This window comes from Arthrobacter gandavensis, assembly GCF_015355785.1.
Lineage (GTDB): Bacteria > Actinomycetota > Actinomycetes > Actinomycetales > Micrococcaceae > Arthrobacter_B > Arthrobacter_B gandavensis_A.
In genome coordinates this window covers 799,909-815,677 of record NZ_JADKYW010000003.1, presented here as the reverse complement: position 1 = coordinate 815,677, position 15,769 = coordinate 799,909, and the positions used below count along the sequence as shown (strand labels likewise).

Sequence of the window (15,769 nt, the reverse complement as noted above, 5' to 3'; positions counted from 1 at the left end):
CGTTATCCCTTGCCGGAGGCAGGTTCCTCCGCCGGCCAGCGGGCCCCGGCCAGCTGGGCGCGCGTGCCGCCGCGGGACACGAACGACGCCGATGCGCGGCCGGTGAGCTCCACGACCCGGTTGGCTGCCAGCAGGTAGCGTTCAAGGTCCACCCCGGTGTGAACGCCCAGTCCGTCGCAGAGGTGGACCAGATCCTCAAAAGGTGCGTTGCCCAGCACCGACGGGTCGCCGGGGAACCACAGGTCTCCGCCCAGTCCGGCGAAGGAAGCTTCGATCCAGTCCGTCCCCGCCTGCAGCGCCGCCAGCGCGTTCGCCGGGGCAAAGCCGTTGCGGTTATGCAGATGGACGCCCACCTCCAGACCCGGATGCAGCTCACGGACTTCCCGGATTCCGTCATAAAACTCACCCGGGCCCTCCTGTCCGGAGGTGCCGGCCAGATAGATTCCGGACGATCCCGCGGACACCGCAGCGTCCACCACCCGCAGGCGTTCCTCGCGGGACACCGGTCCGCGTGCCGGCGCGAAAAAGGAGCAGGCGACGGCTGTAACCAGGCGGAGGCCGGCGGCCCGGGTCAGTTTTCCGATGCGCGTGAGTCCATCGAGTGCTTCGTTCACGGAAAGGTGCTGGTTGCGCAGGCTGACCTCCTCGTCAGCCGAAACCACTACCACCAGTTCATCCAGTCCGCAGTCCACTGCCCGTTCGGCCCCCCGGTAATTCGGGGCCAGGCCGCGGTAGCGGACGCCGGGAACCCGGGGAACTGCCGCCATGACCTCAGCGGCGTCGGCAAGCTGGGGCAGCACTTTCGGGTGGGCGAAGGAGACCGCCTCGATCTCCCGGACCCCGGCATCGATGAGCAGCTGCACCAGCTCAACCTTTGCTGCGGTTGGCAGCGGCTCCGGTACCGACTGCAGCCCGTCCCGAAGCCCAACCTCCACCAGCCGGACGGACGCCGGGAGGCCCGGCAGGCTCACGCCACACCCCGGGCACGGAGGTCCTGCAGCCGGTCTCCACTGACGCCGATGGCGGCAAGCACTTCCTCCGTGTGGGCTCCCAGCTCCGGGCCGGGCCAGCGAACGGTTCCGCGGGTGCGGCTCAGCCGCGGAAATACGTTCTGCATGGACACCGGGCCAAGTGACGGGTGCTCCACCTCGGTTATGGACCCGCGGGCAGCGAACTGCGGATCAGAAAACATGTCCACGGGCCGGAAGATCCGCCCGGACGGCACTCCGTGTTCCTCGAGCAGCGGCTCAAGGTCCGCTGCATCGAGGCCCGAGGTGAATCCCGCGATGAGGTCATCGAGCTCGCTTTGCCGGTCACCACGGGCGCCGTGGGTTGCGTACCGGGGGTCATCGGCCAGGTGCGGAGCGCCCATGGCCTTGGCGAGGCGGGAGAACACGGTGTCCTGGTTGGCGGCGATCAGCAGCCACTGTCCGTCCCGGGTGGGGTAAACGTTGCTCGGAGCCACGTTGGGCAAGACCGCGCCGGTGCGTTCGCGCTGGTAGCCGGTGACCTGCCATTCGGGAACCAGGGATTCCATCACTCCCAGGACTGCCTCGTAGATGGCCGAATCCACGATCTGCCCCTGGCCGGAGGAATTCCTCTCCTGCAGGGCGGCCAGCGCACCGATGGTGGCAAACATTGCAGCGAGGGTGTCGCCGATGGAGATGCCTACCCGGGACGGGGGCGTCGAGGGGTCGCCGACGACGTAGCGCAGCCCGCCCATGGCCTCGCCGATCGCGCCGTAGCCGGCACGCTGGGAATAGGGCCCGTCCTGCCCGAAGCCGGACACCCGAACCATGATCAGTCCAGGGTTCTCCCGCCGCAGGTCCTCGAACCCCAGTCCCCAACGTTCCATGGTGCCGGGCCGGAAGTTCTCGATGACGACGTCGGCTTCTGAAATCAGCTTCCGGGCGAGGTCCTGGCCCTCCTTTTCCCGGAGGTTCAGCGTCACCGAACGTTTGTTCCGGCCCACCACGGAAAACCACAGCGAAACGCCCTGCGGCAGCTGGCGGCCCCATTGCCGCATCGGATCCCCGCGTTCCGGATCTTCGATTTTCACCACGTCCGCGCCCAGGTCTCCGAGGAGCTGCCCGCAGAAGGGGCCTGCCAGCAGCTGTCCCATTTCGACGACGCGAATACCCGTCAGCGGACCGCCGGGTTCCGTCTCTGCTGCCATGGAGTACTCCTTCGTCACTGCGGGACATGGCCAATCTGCATACAACTTGTCAGTCAGCTCTCCGGGTGTCAAGGCCAAGTTCGAACAGCCGGGCTGTGTTGTATGCAATCCCTTGACAGTCCCTGACTGCGCACCTAGCCTGATCCCACGAATGTGACCCAGCTAACAGCGGCGCATTCCCCGGCTCGGATTCCCTCCGCCGTGTCCTTCCCGAGAGGGACCCGGCACCATCCCCAAGGAGAACTGATGGCGTTTCGGCTAGGCGTTGATGTGGGCGGTACCTTCACGGACATACTGCTGGTGAACGAAGACACCGGCCAGACCCACCGTTACAAGACGTCCTCCACTCCTCAGGACCAGTCAGTGGGTGTCCTCTACGGGATCCAGCAGGTGTGCGCTGCGGCCGGTATTGAACCTGCCGAGGTCAAAGACGTACTGCACGGGACCACGGTTGCCACCAACGCGATCCTGGAGCAGAAGGGTGCCCGGGTAGGCCTGGTAACCACCCGGGGCTTTCGACAGGTGCTTCAGATTGCCCGGTCCTTTGTTCCCGGCGGCTTGGCCGGCTGGATCATCTGGCCCAAGCCGGAACCGCTGGCAGACCTGGAGGACACGGTTGAGGTAACGGAGCGTGTCTCGACCACCGGGGAAGTGCTGACCACATTGGACGAAGACGACGTGCGCCGCCAGCTCGCCAAACTGCGGAACAACGGCGTTGAAGCCCTGAGTATCTGCCTGATCAATGCCTACGCCAACGGCGACCACGAGGCACGCATCGCTGAGATAGCGGCAGAAGAACTGCCCGGCGTTCCGGTCTCCCGGTCCTCCGTGGTGCTGCCCGAGCTGCGCGAATATGAACGCGCCATCACTACGGTTGCCAACGCGTACGTGCAGGGCCAGGTCTCCGGGTACGTCCGCAGCCTGGATGAGCAGCTCACCGGCGCCGGAATGGACGCCCAGCTCTCGATCCTGCGCAGCGACGGCGGACTCGTCTCCGGCGCTGTTGCGGCCGACAACCCTGTCTCCCTGCTGCTTTCCGGGCCGGCCGGCGGCGTCACCGGCGCAGCCTGGGCCGCCGAACAGGCCGGGTACACCGATTTCCTGACCTTCGACATGGGCGGAACCTCCACGGATGTGGCACTGTTGCAGAACCTGCAGCCGCGGATCGGCCGCGAAACCACGGTGGGTGACCTCACCGTCCGTGCCACCTCCGTGGACGTACGCACGGTGGGTGCAGGCGGTGGATCGATCGCCCACGTGCCGCCGCTGACCCAGGCCCTGCGCGTCGGTCCGCAGTCCGCCGGAGCCGCCCCCGGGCCGGCGTCGTATGGGCGCGGTGGCACTGAGCCAACGGTGACCGACGCGAACGTGGTGCTGGGCTACCTGCCTGCCGAGCTGGCCGGCGGCGAGATTGGCCTGGACACCGAGGCCGCGGCTGCAGCGGTGAAGACGATCGCCGATGCCACCGGGCTGAACGATGTCCAGCGGGCCGCCGAAGGAATCGTCCACATCGTGAACGAGAACATGTTTGGTGCGCTGAAACTGGTGTCCACCCAGCAAGGTTTTGATCCCAGGGACTTTGCACTGGTTGCGTTTGGAGGCGCCGGGCCGCTGCACGCCAACGCGCTTGGCAAGCTCACCGGCGCCTGGCCGGTGATCATTCCGCCGTCCCCCGGGGTGCTCTCCGCCTACGGCGATGCGACAACCAGCCTGCGGGATGAGGCGGCCCGCACTTTGGTGCGCCCGTTCAGCGACTTCACCGACTCCGAACTGGCCGGCCTGCTCGATGAGCTTGCCGCCACCGCCCGCGAATCCCTGCTCACCGCGGGACTGGGGGAAGAGGACCTCACGGTCGGCTACTCGGCGGACGTCCGCTATCACGGCCAGGGCTTCGAGATCCCGGTACCCCTGGACTACGCGGCCTTCGCCGCGGGGGAGGGCGCCGGGTTCACGGGCCTGCGTTCAGCTTTCGATGCCGAGCACTTACGGCTCTTCTCCTTCCTGCTGGACAACGAGCACGAACTCGTCACGGTCCGGGCCACGGTCAACGGCCCGCATCCTGAGGTCGCCTCGATCACCCTGGAGTCCGGCGGAAAAGACCCGTCCGCTGCGGAACGTACCCGGACCAGCCTGTTTGTGGACGGGGAAACCGTTGAGGCGGTGGTGTACGACCGGAACCGCCTGCTGGCCGGAAACGTCGTGCCCGGACCGGCCATCATCGCCGAGATGGACTCCACCACCCTGGTCCTCCCCGGACACACTGCTGCCGTCCATGAGCACGGCAGCCTGCTCATCCGTCCCGCAGATTCGAAGGAGTAGCCCCCATGGCACAGCTAGTGGAAACCGCCACCGAGCCGCTGCGCGCGGTGGACGTGGACGTCGTCACCCTTGACCTGATCGAGAACGCGCTGCGCAGCGCGCGCTATGAGATGGATGAAACCCTGTTCCGTACCGCCCTCAGCCCCGGCATCCGGGAGCAGCACGACGAGTTCCCGCTGATCGCGGACCCCGGCGGCAAGATGATCGTGGGCCAGTTCGGTCTCTCCATTCCGGACTTCCTGGAGAACTTCCACGGGACGATCGAAGAGGGCGACGTCCTGATGACCTCGGACCCGTACTCCTGCGGTGCAGCGATCAGCCACGCCAATGACTGGCTGGTGGTCATGCCCATCTTCTACGAGGGCCGGATCGTCGGATGGGCCTCGCAGTTCGGCCACATGACCGACGTCGGCGGCAAGACGCCGGCTTCCATGCCCACCGACGCGCGCACCATCTTCGAGGAAGGAGTGGTGATCCCGCCGTTCAAGCTCTACCGGCGCGGAGAACGGGATGACACGGCGCTCGGCATCATCCTGAACCAGGTCCGCAAGCCGGACTGGAACCGGGCAGACCTGAACGGGCTGGTCGCCGCCTGCCGCACCGCCTCCCGGCGGGTGCAGGAAATGTGCGCCCGCTTCGGCGTGGACACCTACACCTCCGCACTGAATGCCTTGCTGGACCGTAACTACCGCGCCATGAAAACCCTGCTCTCAATGGTCTTCGAGGAAGGCAAACCGCTCTCCTTCACCGACTACATCGACGACGACGGCCGCGGCTTTGGTCCGTACGAACTGAAGATGACCATCACCCGCACCGGGGACAAGGTGCTGATCGACCTGACCGGCAGCAGCCCGCAGGCCCAGGGCCCGATCAACTACTACATCAACGAAAACCTGATCCGGATGTTCTTCGGCATCTACATGATCACGGTGGCGGACCCGCAGATCCTCTGGAATGACGGCTTCTACCCGCTGGTGGACGTTGAAATCCCCGAGGATACCTTCTGGAAACCCCGCTACCCGGCGGCCCTGAACGGCCGCAACCACGGCATCGGCCGGCTCTTCGACCTCTTCGGCGGGCTGCTGGGCCAGGCCAACCCGGACCTGCTCAACGGGGCAGGGTTCTCCTCCTCGCCGCACTTCATGTACTCCGGAAACTACAGCTCCGGGGATCGCAGCGGGGAATGGTTCCAGCTCTACTCGATCGGTTTCGGCGGAATCCCGGGACGCCCGGTTGGCGACGGACCGGACGGACACTCGCTCTGGCCCTCCTTCACCAATATCCCGTGCGAGTACCTGGAGTCCTACTACCCGCTGGTTATCGATCGCTGGGAAACCATTCCGGACACCGGAGGCGCCGGCCTGCACCGCGGAGGCAACGGCGTCGACGTCGCGTACCGCTTCCTGGAACCGGGCACCATAGCCATCCACGACGACCGCTGGCTCACCTATCCCTGGGGCGTGCGCGGCGGAGAACCCGGCGCCCGCGGCCGGAAATGGATCGACAAGGCGGACGGCTCCACCGTTGTCCTGCCCTCCAAAGTCCACGACGTGTCCGTGTCGCCGGGAGACGTCCTGCACTTCGTCACTTGGGGCGGCGGCGGCTGGGGGGACCCGCTGCAGCGGGACCCCGAGCTGGTGTGCAGGGAGGTCCGCCGCGGGCTGGTGACTCCTGAAGGCGCCCGGGCCTACGGCGTGGTCTGTTCCGAAGACGGAGAGCTCGACGCCGATGCGACCGCTGCGCTGCGCATGGAGCTGGGCGAGGGCCGCCCGGAAGAACTGCCGCTGTTCAACCGCGGCGGGAACCTTGAGGACCTGCTCGCCAACGCGGAAGCCGAAACCGGGCTCAAGGCACCATCCGCTCCGGTGGTGATGCCATGACGTTTGCGGACGGTTTCGACGGCACCCTGGCACCGGGGGGCGCCCCGGCCGTGGTGTCCGTGGACCTGATGCGCGCCTATTTCGAACCGCAGAGCCCGCTGTGCCTGCCGGACAAGCAGTTCCTGGACACCGCAGCCCAGGTTCTTGAATCCGCCCGCGCCAACGGTGTTCCGGTGCTGCACACCCGGGTGAGCTACGGCCCGGAAGGCGCGGACGGCGGGGTCTTCATCCGCAAGATCCCCGCGCTGCGGCTGCTGATCGGGGACAGTGAACTGGGACAGATCATGCCGGAGGTGGCGCCCGTGGACGGGGAAACCGTGCTGGTGAAGCAGTACGCCAGCGCGTTCTTCGGCACGGATCTGGCCTCGCTGCTGCACACCTGGGGCGTGGACACCGTGGTGATCGTGGGAACCAGCACCAGCGGCTGCATCCGCGCCAGCGCCGTGGATGCGGTGCAGCACGGTTTCATCCCGATCGTGGTTGCCGACGCCGTCGGGGACCGGGACGAAACCGTGCACGGCGGTTCGCTCTACGACCTGCAGGCAAAGTACGCGGAGATCTGGCAAAGCCCCGCGGTGCTGGAGTACTTCAGCGCGTCCGGGGCCTAACCCTCAGCCTCGCCCCACCAGGGTTCCTTGGCGGCGTCGTACGTGCCGTCATTCTCCGCGAGGTTCAGCCACTGGTTGACGTACTCTTGAAATACGGTGTCCCCGAGCGGCAGCAGGTAGGCCTTCTGCGAGAAGTTGAACGGGTTGTCCGGGTCCACCGCGCAGAGTTCGGGGTATTCGTTGGCCACCCACTTCACCTCCGCGGCATCGGTGGTCATCACGTCCGCCCGGCCGGCGACGATCTCATCGAAGATGGTGTTGTTGTCCTCGAAGCGGATGATCTCGCCATTGGGGTAGTTCGTGTCCGCAAAGATCTCGTTCGTGCCGCCGATCGGGGTAATGGAGCGGACTTCTGGGCTGTTGATCTCCTCCACGGTGTCATACAGCTCCTCCTTGCCGCAGAGCGCGATCGGCGTCTTGCCGTCGTCCAGGACTGGATCGGTGTAGAACGCCTGCTCGGCACGGGCCAGCGAAATCGATACGCCGCCCACGGCGATGTCACAGCTGGCCAGGAAATCGGGCATCAGGTCCTTCCAGGTTGTCTGCACGAACTCGACGTCGACGTCCAGCCTGGCGGCGAGGTCCCTGGCCATCGAAATGTCGATTCCGGTCCACTCGCCGGTGTCCGGATCCTTGTAGGTGAAGGGGCGGTAGTCGCCCGTGGTGCAGACCTTCAGGGAACCGCGCTCCGTGACCGCCGCGAGCCGGGACTCGGTGCCGGAATCTTCCGCGGCAGCCGGCGGCTCGTCCGCAGAGGCAGAGCATCCGGTGGCCAGGAGTGCGGCGGCGGCGAAAACGGGCAGCAGGCGGTACTTCATGTAGTGCTCCTCATGGTGTGGGGACGGAGCGTCTTCACTCCGTCCTCCCAGACCTAGCAGGAGCAGGCACGTGGCGTCTGCCCTAGTCAGAGGCACATGCGGTATGCGTTGCCGATTTGTTACCCCGGGGCGGCAGGGCCAGGCCCATGAGCAGGGGAGAGACCTCCGCGGTCTCGGACGCCGTCAGCAGCGCGGAGATCCCGACGGCGGCGGCCGCGCCCCAGGCGAACGCACCGGTGTTGATGCCCAGACCGGTGGCGACGGCATGGCGGGGGCCCTGGCTGATGGCCGAGCGCAGCGCCATAGCCGAATCCAGGCCCGGAAGGATGGTCAGCAGGACGGCGACGGCGGCGAAGCCAAGACGGGCTTGCTCAACACTCACCGGCTCACCGCATCCCTGCGGAACGAACCCCCTGTCAGCATGACACCGGCACCCATGGGAAAGTGGAGGAGTGGAACTCAGCGATACGGTTCAGCCCATCCTGCTGCGCGTGGACAAGGAGGATCCGGCGGCACACACCGATGCCGTAGCTGCGGCCGCCGTGGCCTGCGTCCTGGCGTTTGCCCGCAGGACGAGTGACGAATCGTGGGCGGACTGGGTTGCCGGACGCTTCACCAAGACCGTACGCCGTGCCGGTCCCCGGCCCTTTGCAATGCTCACCGCGGACGCGCCGTCCGGAACGGTAGTGATTGGCAAGGCAGAGGCTGCGGCGTTCGAACCGCAGCGCTACGAAGACATGCCGCGGGTGCTGCGTTCCCTGCAGGTCTCCGGGACCCAGCTTCCCGCCGGGAACCCGGCGCCGGCCCAGCCCGGCAGTCCGCTCATAGTCCTCAACAGGGATCTCGAGATGTCCACCGGCAAGGCAGCAGCCCAGGCTGCCCACGCGCTTCTGGCCTGGTACCTCGAGCTTGGTCCGGAGGAAGCCGCAGCATTCGCGGCGAACCCGGATGCCGCAGCCGCCGAAGTTCCGGCAGCACGCTTCCGGGAACTGAGCTCAGGCCCAGGCGCGGGACCGCTGATTGTTGACGCCGGCCTTACCGAAATCGACCCCGGCTCGGCGACGGCGTTCGTCGCTGCGGCAGAAGTTCCCGCGCCACGCCGCTAACGGTCAAAGTCCTTTTCCGCAGCTGGCAGCAGCCGTTCCTCGTCTTCGCGGAAGTCCACCGGACGCTTGCCGGAGAGCAGGGGGTTGGGCCGGAAGAACCAAGTGACCAGATCCTCGTCCCGCCATCCGGCAAGGCGTGCCATTCGGACTATGTCCTTAACCGCGGGCAGTACCCGGTTTCGTTTCTCGTCGAATTGGAAACCGGGATAGAGCACACCCTCTTCCACTAGTGCCAGCACCGGGGCTTTGCCGGTGAGGTTTCGCGCCCGCGGATTTGCCGGGCCGCCGAAATCCAGCCGCGCAGCCAGTTCACCGGCCGTGTACAGCCCGAACTCGCGCCGGACCTGGTCCCGGAGACCCGGGCCGGGCGCACCCTTGGCGCCTTTGCTTCCGGGGCGGGCTGCTGGCTGTGGCGTCATGGGTGACAAATTACTCCCCGGCAGGGCTTTCGGGGAGACCTGCCCGGTTCCGGGATGGCTCGACCGCCGTATTTGCTAGCCTGCCACCCGCAGCGCGCCCAACCGACGGGCGTCCCTGGCCCGTGCATCCAGATCTGCGGCGGCCTGGGCAGGCAGGTCGATAATTCCCTTCAGGGAGCGGCGCAGGCTCCGGTAGGCGCCCTCGACCTCGGTTGGTGATGCGCCGCCGTCGAGCAGGAGATTCAGGGCGGACCGGGCTGTTGCCAGCTTCCGCCGCTCCGAGTCAGTGAGCCGGGACTGTCCGCAGCGGCGGGCATAGTTCTCCGCTGTGCGCAGCGCCACCTCGAAACGGTCGACGGCGCTGTGCAGCTTGTCCGGGTCCGTTGCGCGTTCCGCCTCGCGAATGCCCTGCATGGCCACGATGACCTCCCTGACCACCGGGTCGCTGTAGTCGGTCATCACCGGGTACTCGATGAGGAGCGAAACATCTGTTTCGTACCGGGACCAGGCGACCAGTGCTGCGTCCCTCCGGCTGTGGGCATGCTGCCAGGAAGTCTCCGCCGCAGCTGCCCGGGACCGCCGGCTCTGCCGTGCCTTGAAGACGCGCGCGGATCTTCCGGTTGCCAGGCCCAGGCCGGTCAGCACCGCGATGCCGGCGGGTGGAACGATGAAGGCCAGGGCAAAGGTGTATGCCGGCGGCACGGCGCCAAAGATCGCCCAGGACGCAAAGGAAAGGAGCGAATAGACGCCCAGTACCACCAATCCGGAGGCGAGCGCGAAAACAACCAGTGCGGCCGCGGCGATCCTTCGGGCTATCCTCTTCAGCATGCCCACAGGATAGCTTCCGAAGCTTGAATACGGCAGGGAACGCGGCTGCGCACACCGCCAGGGGAGCTGCACCATAGAGGTGCAGCGCGGTGTTTAGTGGGCGGCGCGCTGGAACTTGAGCAAAAAATGAGGGGATCTTTCGCGGATGCAGAATGTCGGGTTCCTAGAGTTCCTGCATGGGGACTTACAACACGCTCACACGAACGAAGCCCGTAAACGATGTGCTGAATCCCGTATCCGGCGCGGCAGCCGGCCGGTGGATCCTGGCCAGCCGGTCCCCGGACGTCCCGGCTCCTCCGACGCTGGAACCGGAGCAGGTCTATGTCACCCGCCGGGGTACCGTTTTCCATTCCACCTGGTGTCAGGTTGTCCAGCGGACCTGGGAGTTCAACCGGCCTGCCCTGCAGGTCTGCGGCCGGGAGGCGGCAGGTAAGCGCCGCCTGTGCCGTTCCTGTCTGGAGGAGGCCCGGCACCGCTGAATTCCGGCGGGCCGGGGCGGACAGCTGCTAGCGTGCGCCCCGGAGCCGTTCCAGCTCCCGGCGGTCCTTCTTGGTTGGCCGCCCGGTGCCGCGGTCGCGCTGCGGAATGCCCAGGGCCGGGACGGCAGGGCGTTCCGGGGTGTGGTCGGTGAAGAAATGGGACGCCGCTTCGGCTCCCACACGCTTGGCGATCAGTCCGCGGACCTCCAGGATGCGGTCAAAACCGGGCTGCCGCACACGGATGGTGTCTCCCGCCTGAACCGGAGCAGCGGCCTTCGCCGCGTTGCCGTTGAGCTTCACGTGACCCGCCCGGCAGGCAGCCGTTGCCGCGGACCGGGTCTTGTAGGCACGGATAGCCCAAAGCCAGGCGTCGATGCGCACCGGCCGGGAGCTGCTGTTCGGAATGCTCATGGTGATTCCCGAGTTTAGTCTGCCGAGTCGCCCTGCCTGCTCTGAAAGCCGAGCAGTTTGCGGGCATCGTCCTGGGCACGCAGCTGGTCCGCAGACGGAAGGGAGCCCTGGAGGACTGCGTCGTGCAGGGGTGCGCGCCGGGATGCCAGCAGCCGCCTCAGCTCAGCAGGGGTGAACGGATCCGGAAATCCGCGGTGGGACACAGCGTGGCAGGTAGGGCAAAGGGGTACCAGATCCGTTACCGGGTCCAGTGCGTAGGTTTGCTGGAGAAGGCTGGGCGGAACAATGTGGTGCACCTGCAGGACGCCGGCACCGTCAGGGCCGAACACCGCTTCCGGGTCAAATCCGCAGGCTGAACAGGACGGACCATGGTGGGCGAGGCAGACGCGCCGGGCATCGGCGTCGTTCTCCCACCGGTTGGTGAGGGACCAGCGGACGGCGTGCTGGGGCAAGGATCCAGGGAGCAGGCCTGCACAGGATTCCACAGCACCGTGCCGGGACCACGTGCGGCGCAGTTCCTCCCCGGCGAACTGGGTGAGGAGGACGGCCCCGCCGGGTTCGGGGCGGGCGTCGATGATCTCCTCCGGCAGATCCGACAGGGCGATCAATTCGTCCAGCGGCAGCAGGACGTCAATATCGATATCCGCAAGCCGGGCCCGGGGGTCCGGCGCTCCCTGCGGGTCCGCGATGCCGTACATGGAGGAAACCACCAGGCCGTGGCCGGCCAGTCCGGCGCGCTCGCCGGGGACCACGAACCAGGCATCCGCACCCGGCTCCAGCCCTCTCCCCGCTGAGGTGACATTCCAGACCGCACGGAACAAACCGGCGTCGGCAGCTATGGCGGCAGCCTCCAGGTAGTCGGGCTGCCATGCCTCTGGCCAGACCGGATCCCAGACGAGCAGGAGCGCGGTCATGTGCCGTTCCGGCCTGCTGTGGTCAACGCGGCTGGTAGGTGAGGCAGTCGGCCAGCTCCGCGCCGGGACCCACCCGCACATCATGGGCGTCGCACATTAGGTGGTTGTTGTAGCGGCATTCTTCCCGCTGGCAGGCGCCAACCGTGGCAAGGACCTTTGGAAGGCCGCCCGTGGCGGAGGTGTCGATGAAGGTGGCGCAGCTGGCGTGGTCCTGGGAGCCTCCCACGGTGATGGCGTACGCAGTGCAGCCGTCGTGGTTGAAATCGCAGTTGCGGACCGAACAGTCTGATACGGGTGCTACGTGGTCAGTCATGGTTCCTCCCGTGCTTGGTGCCGGATTGGATCGTGCCCGAGTTCCGAAAGTACCACCGTTAGCGGCGAATAATTAGCACGAATTTTTTGGCCGTAATTCGCCGGGCGGGGAGCGCGCCGGAGCTATTGCCGAAGGATCGAAACACCTACCAGGACGGCAGCAACCGTGAGCAGGAGCCGGAGCAGGAACGAGGCTTCAGGGTAGATCCGGCGGAGCGTCGCGGGCACCCGCCCCCGCGGCGCGGGCCAGGAACGGGCATCGCAGCGGATGACAGTCGCCGTGAAGACAATGGCTCCACCGATTCCGCAGACGGTGGTGAGCACGCCCACCAGCGTGCTGTCGCCGCTGAAGCCTCCCGATGCCAGGACGCCCACGGCGAGCCCGAGTGCGCTGCCGCGACCCACGAAGTCCAGGTAGCGTCCCATTGCCGGAAGGAAGACTGATACGAAGCGCCGGGCGGCGTCCCTGCGCAGCAGGGACGCCGCTGCCCTGGAGTGCTCCCGTGGGGCAGCACGGAGTTCGTTCCAGTCCGCGGCGGAGCCCAGCGCCGGCGAGAGCCCGGTCACCGCCTCGGCAAGGAGCGTCTGCTGTTCGGTGACCAGGTGCGGCCGGCGCAGGAGCGCTGCCAATGCCACGGCGCTCTGGCGGCGCTGTGCGGGGGAGGGCCTTGCCTTCCGGCGCTGCTCCTGTTTCCGCACCCAAGCGGCCTCGTCCGGGGAGGGAAGCATGAGCCGCGGGTCGGTCAGGGTCCGAACCATGCGCCGGCCCAGCGCCGCCGCGGACCGGTCCGGCTGTTCAGCCGTCTGGCGCAGTTCGGCTGCGCGCTGGCAGACGAGTTCAAGGGTGCGGTCGGTCAAGGCCGGCAGGACCGTGTTGTCCCAGCACGCCCGCGCCACGATGAAGAGGCCGAAAACCGCTGAGATCAGTGCCGTTGTCTGGCTGATAGTCCAAAAATCCAGGCCCGCCCACAACTGCCGCACTTTGTTCCTTGCCTGCTGTCCTGACATATGACGGCAGCCATCTGTGCTGCCGCTGAAATCTTGCCACAGCGGAGCATTTGGAGGCGCTGATGCGACTCGGTATAACCGGTGTATGACCTCCGTGCACGTTGAATCCATTGCCTCAGCGGTACGGCAGGCGGCCGATGCGGAAGGCCTGGAGCTTGACGCCGCCCAGCTGGCGGTGCTTCCGCTGCTTGCCCGGGCCGGGACTGCGGCCGTCTCCGGTGAGACCGGCAATTCCGTCTATTTGTGGGGCCCTCCCGGCCGGGGAAAAACCTGGCTGCTGGACGCGTTCTTCGAAGCCGTTCCCCTTTGTGAAAAACGCCGCCTGCACTTCCATGACTTCTTCCGTGAGCTGCATGCCCGGACGTTCGAAGGGTATGGGCGGAAGGGGGCCGCCCGGCAGTCTGCGTTCGCCGCCGGGCTGGACGCCCTGCTGGGGGACGCCCGCCTGCTCTGTTTCGACGAGTTCCACGTCAACGGACCCGCCGATGCAGCCTTCGTGACGCGGCTGCTGCGTCAGGTGGCGGAGCGCGGGATCGTCCTGGTGGCGACGTCGAACTACGCACCGGACGAGCTGCTTCCGGACCCGATGTTCCATCACCTCTTTGAGCCCGGAATCGAACTGATCACTACGCAGCTGCAGGTTGCGGCACTGGACGGCCCCCTGGACTACCGCGCTGCCCGCCCCCGCGGGGCGTCCGGGTTCGCCTCAGGGCACCATCTCCGCGAGCCGGACACGGCCAGCCTGGCGGCGGCAGGGCTGCGGCCGCCGGGACCGGACGAAGCAACAGTACTGTCCCCCGGAACCGTGCCCCTGAAAGCGTCCCGGGCTGCGGACGGGCAGCTCTGGTTCAGCTTTGCGGACCTGTGCGGGGCCCGGTCTGCGGCGTCGGACTATTTGGCGCTTGCCGGTGAATACCGACACTGGGTGGTGTCCGGAGTTCCGGACACCACCCATGAAGACCCGTTTACCTGGCAGCGGTTCGGCAACCTGGTGGACGTGCTGTACGACGCCGGCTGCCGTCTGGACGTGCTGGGCTTCAGGAACTACGCGGGCACGTTCCCGGGTACTGCCCACGGGGTCGACCTGGCCAGGATCAGCAGCAGGTTCGGGATGCTGACCTCTCCCGTCCCGGTTTAGGTGCCGGTGATACCGCCCCGGCAGGACGCCGGCTAGCGCAGCGAGTCCAGTTTCGTCTCTGCCTTCTCCACGGCGCGGCGGGCAGCCCTTGCCTCACGCCGCACCTTGTCCCGGGTGCGCTCCAGTGCTCCGCGTCGCCGGTCCAGGTCACTGATCTCCCGCTCAAGTTCACGGATCCTCTCGCGCAGGTCATCGATCTCATCAGTCAGTCCGTCGCGGAATGAGGCCTGGCCGGCAACCTCGGACTGGACTTCCGCGAGCTTCTGTTCGGCCTGCTCTGCGTTTTCCCGGGCTTTCGCCAATTCCTGCTCGGCTTCCTTTCGGGCCCGTGCACGGGCTGCCTGCTGCTGGCGGGAGGTTCCCCTGTCCGGAGCCTTGCCGGCATCTACACTGGGGGCTTGTTTCGTCCGGGAGCCCGCAGCCACCAGGGGGAAGGCAGACTCGGGATCCGCGACGGCGCCGTCGAGGTCCACAGGCTCCCAGCCGTTCGCTTCCAGCCCGCGGACGAGCCGCCCGGAGGCCAGGGCTGCGGCCGCATAGGGGTCCGTCATCGCGGCCCAGAGAGTCTGCTCCACTTCGGCAGCCACTGCGGTGCTGACCGGATTGCCGAGTCTTTCCGCCAGCCCGCGCGCGTCCCGGGCAAGGCTCCTGAGCATGCGGTGGCGTTCGGAGTTCAACCTGCGCATCTCTTCCCGGTCCAGGTCTGCCTGGGCCTCCTGCAGGGATGCGCCAAGGGCCAGCATGCCGACGATCGACTGCCCTTGTTCGCGGATGAGCATGTTGGCCAGCCAGGCCGCGGCGGATGGTTTAGGCAGGGCTTTCAACCGTTTACCGAGCTCGGGCTGACCGTCGCGGCTGGCTGCCGCCGCTTCGGCGTTCCGCGAGGCAGTGAACTCGCTCGGAAGCAGCCCGTAGAGCCGGGTGACTGCTTCCGCCGGTTCTGCGGCCTCTGAACGCCGGGATGGACTCATCCCGGGTAGGGACCAAACCGGCCTATGGCCACGAAGACGTTCACCGCCAGCAGGATCGCGGGAAGCGCGACGCGCTGGCGTTCATTGCGCTTCAGGTGCACCGCCACCGCGCCGGCCATCATCGCTGCCAGGGCGCAGGCGGCGATGGGAGTGAGAGTGGGGGCAACATCGGTGGCGGCCGGAAGGATCAGGCCAAGGGCGCCGAGGATCTCAGCCACGCCGATCAGCTTGACTCCCCAGGCAGGGAAGTCAGCGGGCCATCGCAGGACCCGGACCAGCTTGGCATAGGGCTGGATCAGGCGCATGGCTCCGAGGCCGAAGTACAGCAGGGCAAGCACGATTTCCGCTACCCACAAAAACACCAGCATGGATGTTCCTCAAT

Annotated in this window: 18 protein-coding genes; 6 read left to right on the top strand and 12 right to left on the bottom strand. The window is 66.9% G+C overall.

The window, feature by feature from the left end:
• Window positions 1-2: 2 nt before the first annotated feature.
• Both ITX31_RS05025 and ITX31_RS05020 read right to left on the bottom strand, forming a co-directional pair.
• Window positions 3-971: a hydroxymethylglutaryl-CoA lyase gene (locus ITX31_RS05025; RefSeq protein ID WP_194782325.1), complete on the bottom strand. Its 969-nt coding sequence runs from the start codon at window positions 969-971 to the stop codon at window positions 3-5.
• Window positions 968-2,176, bottom strand: a complete 1,209-nt coding sequence (locus tag ITX31_RS05020) for a CaiB/BaiF CoA transferase family protein (protein WP_194782324.1) — start codon at window positions 2,174-2,176, stop codon at window positions 968-970. Before ITX31_RS05020 ends, ITX31_RS05025 begins: the two co-directional genes overlap by 4 nt.
• Before the next feature lie 246 nt (window positions 2,177-2,422).
• Between ITX31_RS05020 and ITX31_RS05015 the strand changes: the two genes are divergently transcribed.
• Genes ITX31_RS05015 through ITX31_RS05005 form a run of 3 tightly spaced genes read left to right on the top strand, consistent with a single transcriptional unit; the run spans window position 2,423 to window position 6,983 of the window.
• The gene (locus tag ITX31_RS05015; RefSeq protein ID WP_194782323.1) at window positions 2,423-4,495 is read left to right on the top strand and encodes a hydantoinase/oxoprolinase family protein; all 2,073 of its coding nucleotides are present in this window, start codon (window positions 2,423-2,425) and stop codon (window positions 4,493-4,495) included.
• Window positions 4,496-4,500: 5 nt separating this feature from the next.
• Complete coding sequence (locus ITX31_RS05010) at window positions 4,501-6,375, top strand: hydantoinase B/oxoprolinase family protein (protein ID WP_194782322.1); 1,875 nt, start codon at window positions 4,501-4,503, stop codon at window positions 6,373-6,375.
• Complete coding sequence (locus tag ITX31_RS05005; protein WP_194782321.1) at window positions 6,372-6,983, top strand: isochorismatase family protein; 612 nt, start codon at window positions 6,372-6,374, stop codon at window positions 6,981-6,983. The genes ITX31_RS05010 and ITX31_RS05005 overlap by 4 nt, the downstream gene beginning before the upstream one ends.
• On the opposite strand, the gene ITX31_RS05000 is transcribed toward ITX31_RS05005, so the two are convergent.
• Together ITX31_RS05000 and ITX31_RS04995 are read right to left on the bottom strand one after the other, a co-directional pair.
• On the bottom strand, window positions 6,980-7,801 hold the full coding sequence (locus ITX31_RS05000; protein WP_194782320.1) for a transporter substrate-binding domain-containing protein: 822 nt from the start codon (window positions 7,799-7,801) through the stop codon (window positions 6,980-6,982). The genes ITX31_RS05005 and ITX31_RS05000 overlap by 4 nt on opposite strands.
• Before the next feature lie 82 nt (window positions 7,802-7,883).
• On the bottom strand, window positions 7,884-8,183 hold the full coding sequence (locus tag ITX31_RS04995) for a LysE family transporter (RefSeq protein WP_194782319.1): 300 nt from the start codon (window positions 8,181-8,183) through the stop codon (window positions 7,884-7,886).
• Window positions 8,184-8,253: 70 nt separating this feature from the next.
• Between ITX31_RS04995 and ITX31_RS04990 the strand changes: the two genes are divergently transcribed.
• The gene (locus ITX31_RS04990; RefSeq protein ID WP_194782318.1) at window positions 8,254-8,907 is read left to right on the top strand and encodes a peptidyl-tRNA hydrolase; all 654 of its coding nucleotides are present in this window, start codon (window positions 8,254-8,256) and stop codon (window positions 8,905-8,907) included.
• Here ITX31_RS04990 and ITX31_RS04985 read toward each other — a convergent pair.
• Window positions 8,904-9,326 carry a hypothetical protein gene (locus ITX31_RS04985; RefSeq protein WP_194782317.1) on the bottom strand — a complete coding sequence of 141 codons (423 nt, stop codon included), beginning with the start codon at window positions 9,324-9,326 and terminating at the stop codon, window positions 8,904-8,906. The two genes, ITX31_RS04990 and ITX31_RS04985, sit on opposite strands and share 4 nt — an antisense overlap.
• Before the next feature lie 75 nt (window positions 9,327-9,401).
• The gene (locus ITX31_RS04980) at window positions 9,402-10,154 is read right to left on the bottom strand and encodes a hypothetical protein (RefSeq protein WP_194782316.1); all 753 of its coding nucleotides are present in this window, start codon (window positions 10,152-10,154) and stop codon (window positions 9,402-9,404) included.
• Between the two features lie 176 nt (window positions 10,155-10,330).
• Between ITX31_RS04980 and ITX31_RS04975 the strand changes: the two genes are divergently transcribed.
• Complete coding sequence (locus tag ITX31_RS04975) at window positions 10,331-10,633, top strand: hypothetical protein (protein WP_194782315.1); 303 nt, start codon at window positions 10,331-10,333, stop codon at window positions 10,631-10,633.
• Between the two features lie 27 nt (window positions 10,634-10,660).
• Here the strand turns inward: ITX31_RS04975 and ITX31_RS04970 are convergent, their stop codons facing one another.
• From ITX31_RS04970 to ITX31_RS04955, 4 genes are all read right to left on the bottom strand, one after another.
• The gene (locus tag ITX31_RS04970; protein WP_194782314.1) at window positions 10,661-11,044 is read right to left on the bottom strand and encodes an RNA-binding S4 domain-containing protein; all 384 of its coding nucleotides are present in this window, start codon (window positions 11,042-11,044) and stop codon (window positions 10,661-10,663) included.
• A gap of 14 nt (window positions 11,045-11,058) precedes the next feature.
• Entirely contained in the window at window positions 11,059-11,958 is a 900-nt protein-coding gene (locus tag ITX31_RS04965; protein ID WP_194782313.1) for an HNH endonuclease, read from the bottom strand.
• Window positions 11,959-11,980: 22 nt separating this feature from the next.
• Window positions 11,981-12,271 carry a DUF1540 domain-containing protein gene (locus tag ITX31_RS04960; protein ID WP_194782312.1) on the bottom strand — a complete coding sequence of 97 codons (291 nt, stop codon included), beginning with the start codon at window positions 12,269-12,271 and terminating at the stop codon, window positions 11,981-11,983.
• 122 nt (window positions 12,272-12,393) lie between these two features.
• Complete coding sequence (locus ITX31_RS04955; protein ID WP_194782311.1) at window positions 12,394-13,251, bottom strand: hypothetical protein; 858 nt, start codon at window positions 13,249-13,251, stop codon at window positions 12,394-12,396.
• A gap of 112 nt (window positions 13,252-13,363) precedes the next feature.
• On the opposite strand from ITX31_RS04955, the gene zapE reads away from it, so the two are divergent.
• A complete protein-coding gene (gene zapE / locus ITX31_RS04950) occupies window positions 13,364-14,416 on the top strand; it encodes a cell division protein ZapE (RefSeq protein ID WP_194782310.1) in 1,053 nt (350 codons plus the stop codon).
• A 32-nt stretch (window positions 14,417-14,448) separates the two neighbouring features.
• On the opposite strand, the gene ITX31_RS04945 is transcribed toward zapE, so the two are convergent.
• Window positions 14,449-15,387: a hypothetical protein gene (locus ITX31_RS04945; RefSeq protein ID WP_194782309.1), complete on the bottom strand. Its 939-nt coding sequence runs from the start codon at window positions 15,385-15,387 to the stop codon at window positions 14,449-14,451.
• Window positions 15,384-15,755, bottom strand: coding sequence for a DoxX family protein (locus ITX31_RS04940; protein ID WP_194782308.1), 372 nt, complete (start codon window positions 15,753-15,755; stop codon window positions 15,384-15,386). Before ITX31_RS04940 ends, ITX31_RS04945 begins: the two co-directional genes overlap by 4 nt.
• Window positions 15,756-15,769: the final 14 nt, after the last annotated feature.

Bases quoted from the DNA above. Each gene is read 5' to 3' on its own strand.
- ITX31_RS04985 (WP_194782317.1), bottom strand. From the start codon at position 9,326: ATGACGCCACAGCCAGCAGCCCGCCCCGGAAGCAAAGGCGCCAAGGGT.
- ITX31_RS04965 (WP_194782313.1), bottom strand. From the start codon at position 11,958: ATGACCGCGCTCCTGCTCGTCTGGGATCCGGTCTGGCCAGAGGCATGG.
- ITX31_RS04970 (WP_194782314.1), bottom strand. From the start codon at position 11,044: ATGAGCATTCCGAACAGCAGCTCCCGGCCGGTGCGCATCGACGCCTGG.
- ITX31_RS04960 (WP_194782312.1), bottom strand. From the start codon at position 12,271: ATGACTGACCACGTAGCACCCGTATCAGACTGTTCGGTCCGCAACTGC.
- ITX31_RS05020 (WP_194782324.1), bottom strand. From the start codon at position 2,176: ATGGCAGCAGAGACGGAACCCGGCGGTCCGCTGACGGGTATTCGCGTC.
- ITX31_RS05005 (WP_194782321.1), top strand. From the start codon at position 6,372: ATGACGTTTGCGGACGGTTTCGACGGCACCCTGGCACCGGGGGGCGCC.
- ITX31_RS04940 (WP_194782308.1), bottom strand. From the start codon at position 15,755: ATGCTGGTGTTTTTGTGGGTAGCGGAAATCGTGCTTGCCCTGCTGTAC.
- ITX31_RS04975 (WP_194782315.1), top strand. From the start codon at position 10,331: ATGGGGACTTACAACACGCTCACACGAACGAAGCCCGTAAACGATGTG.
- ITX31_RS05000 (WP_194782320.1), bottom strand. From the start codon at position 7,801: ATGAAGTACCGCCTGCTGCCCGTTTTCGCCGCCGCCGCACTCCTGGCC.
- zapE (WP_194782310.1), top strand. From the start codon at position 13,364: ATGACCTCCGTGCACGTTGAATCCATTGCCTCAGCGGTACGGCAGGCG.
- ITX31_RS05010 (WP_194782322.1), top strand. From the start codon at position 4,501: ATGGCACAGCTAGTGGAAACCGCCACCGAGCCGCTGCGCGCGGTGGAC.
- ITX31_RS05015 (WP_194782323.1), top strand. From the start codon at position 2,423: ATGGCGTTTCGGCTAGGCGTTGATGTGGGCGGTACCTTCACGGACATA.
- ITX31_RS04945 (WP_194782309.1), bottom strand. From the start codon at position 15,387: ATGAGTCCATCCCGGCGTTCAGAGGCCGCAGAACCGGCGGAAGCAGTC.
- ITX31_RS04980 (WP_194782316.1), bottom strand. From the start codon at position 10,154: ATGCTGAAGAGGATAGCCCGAAGGATCGCCGCGGCCGCACTGGTTGTT.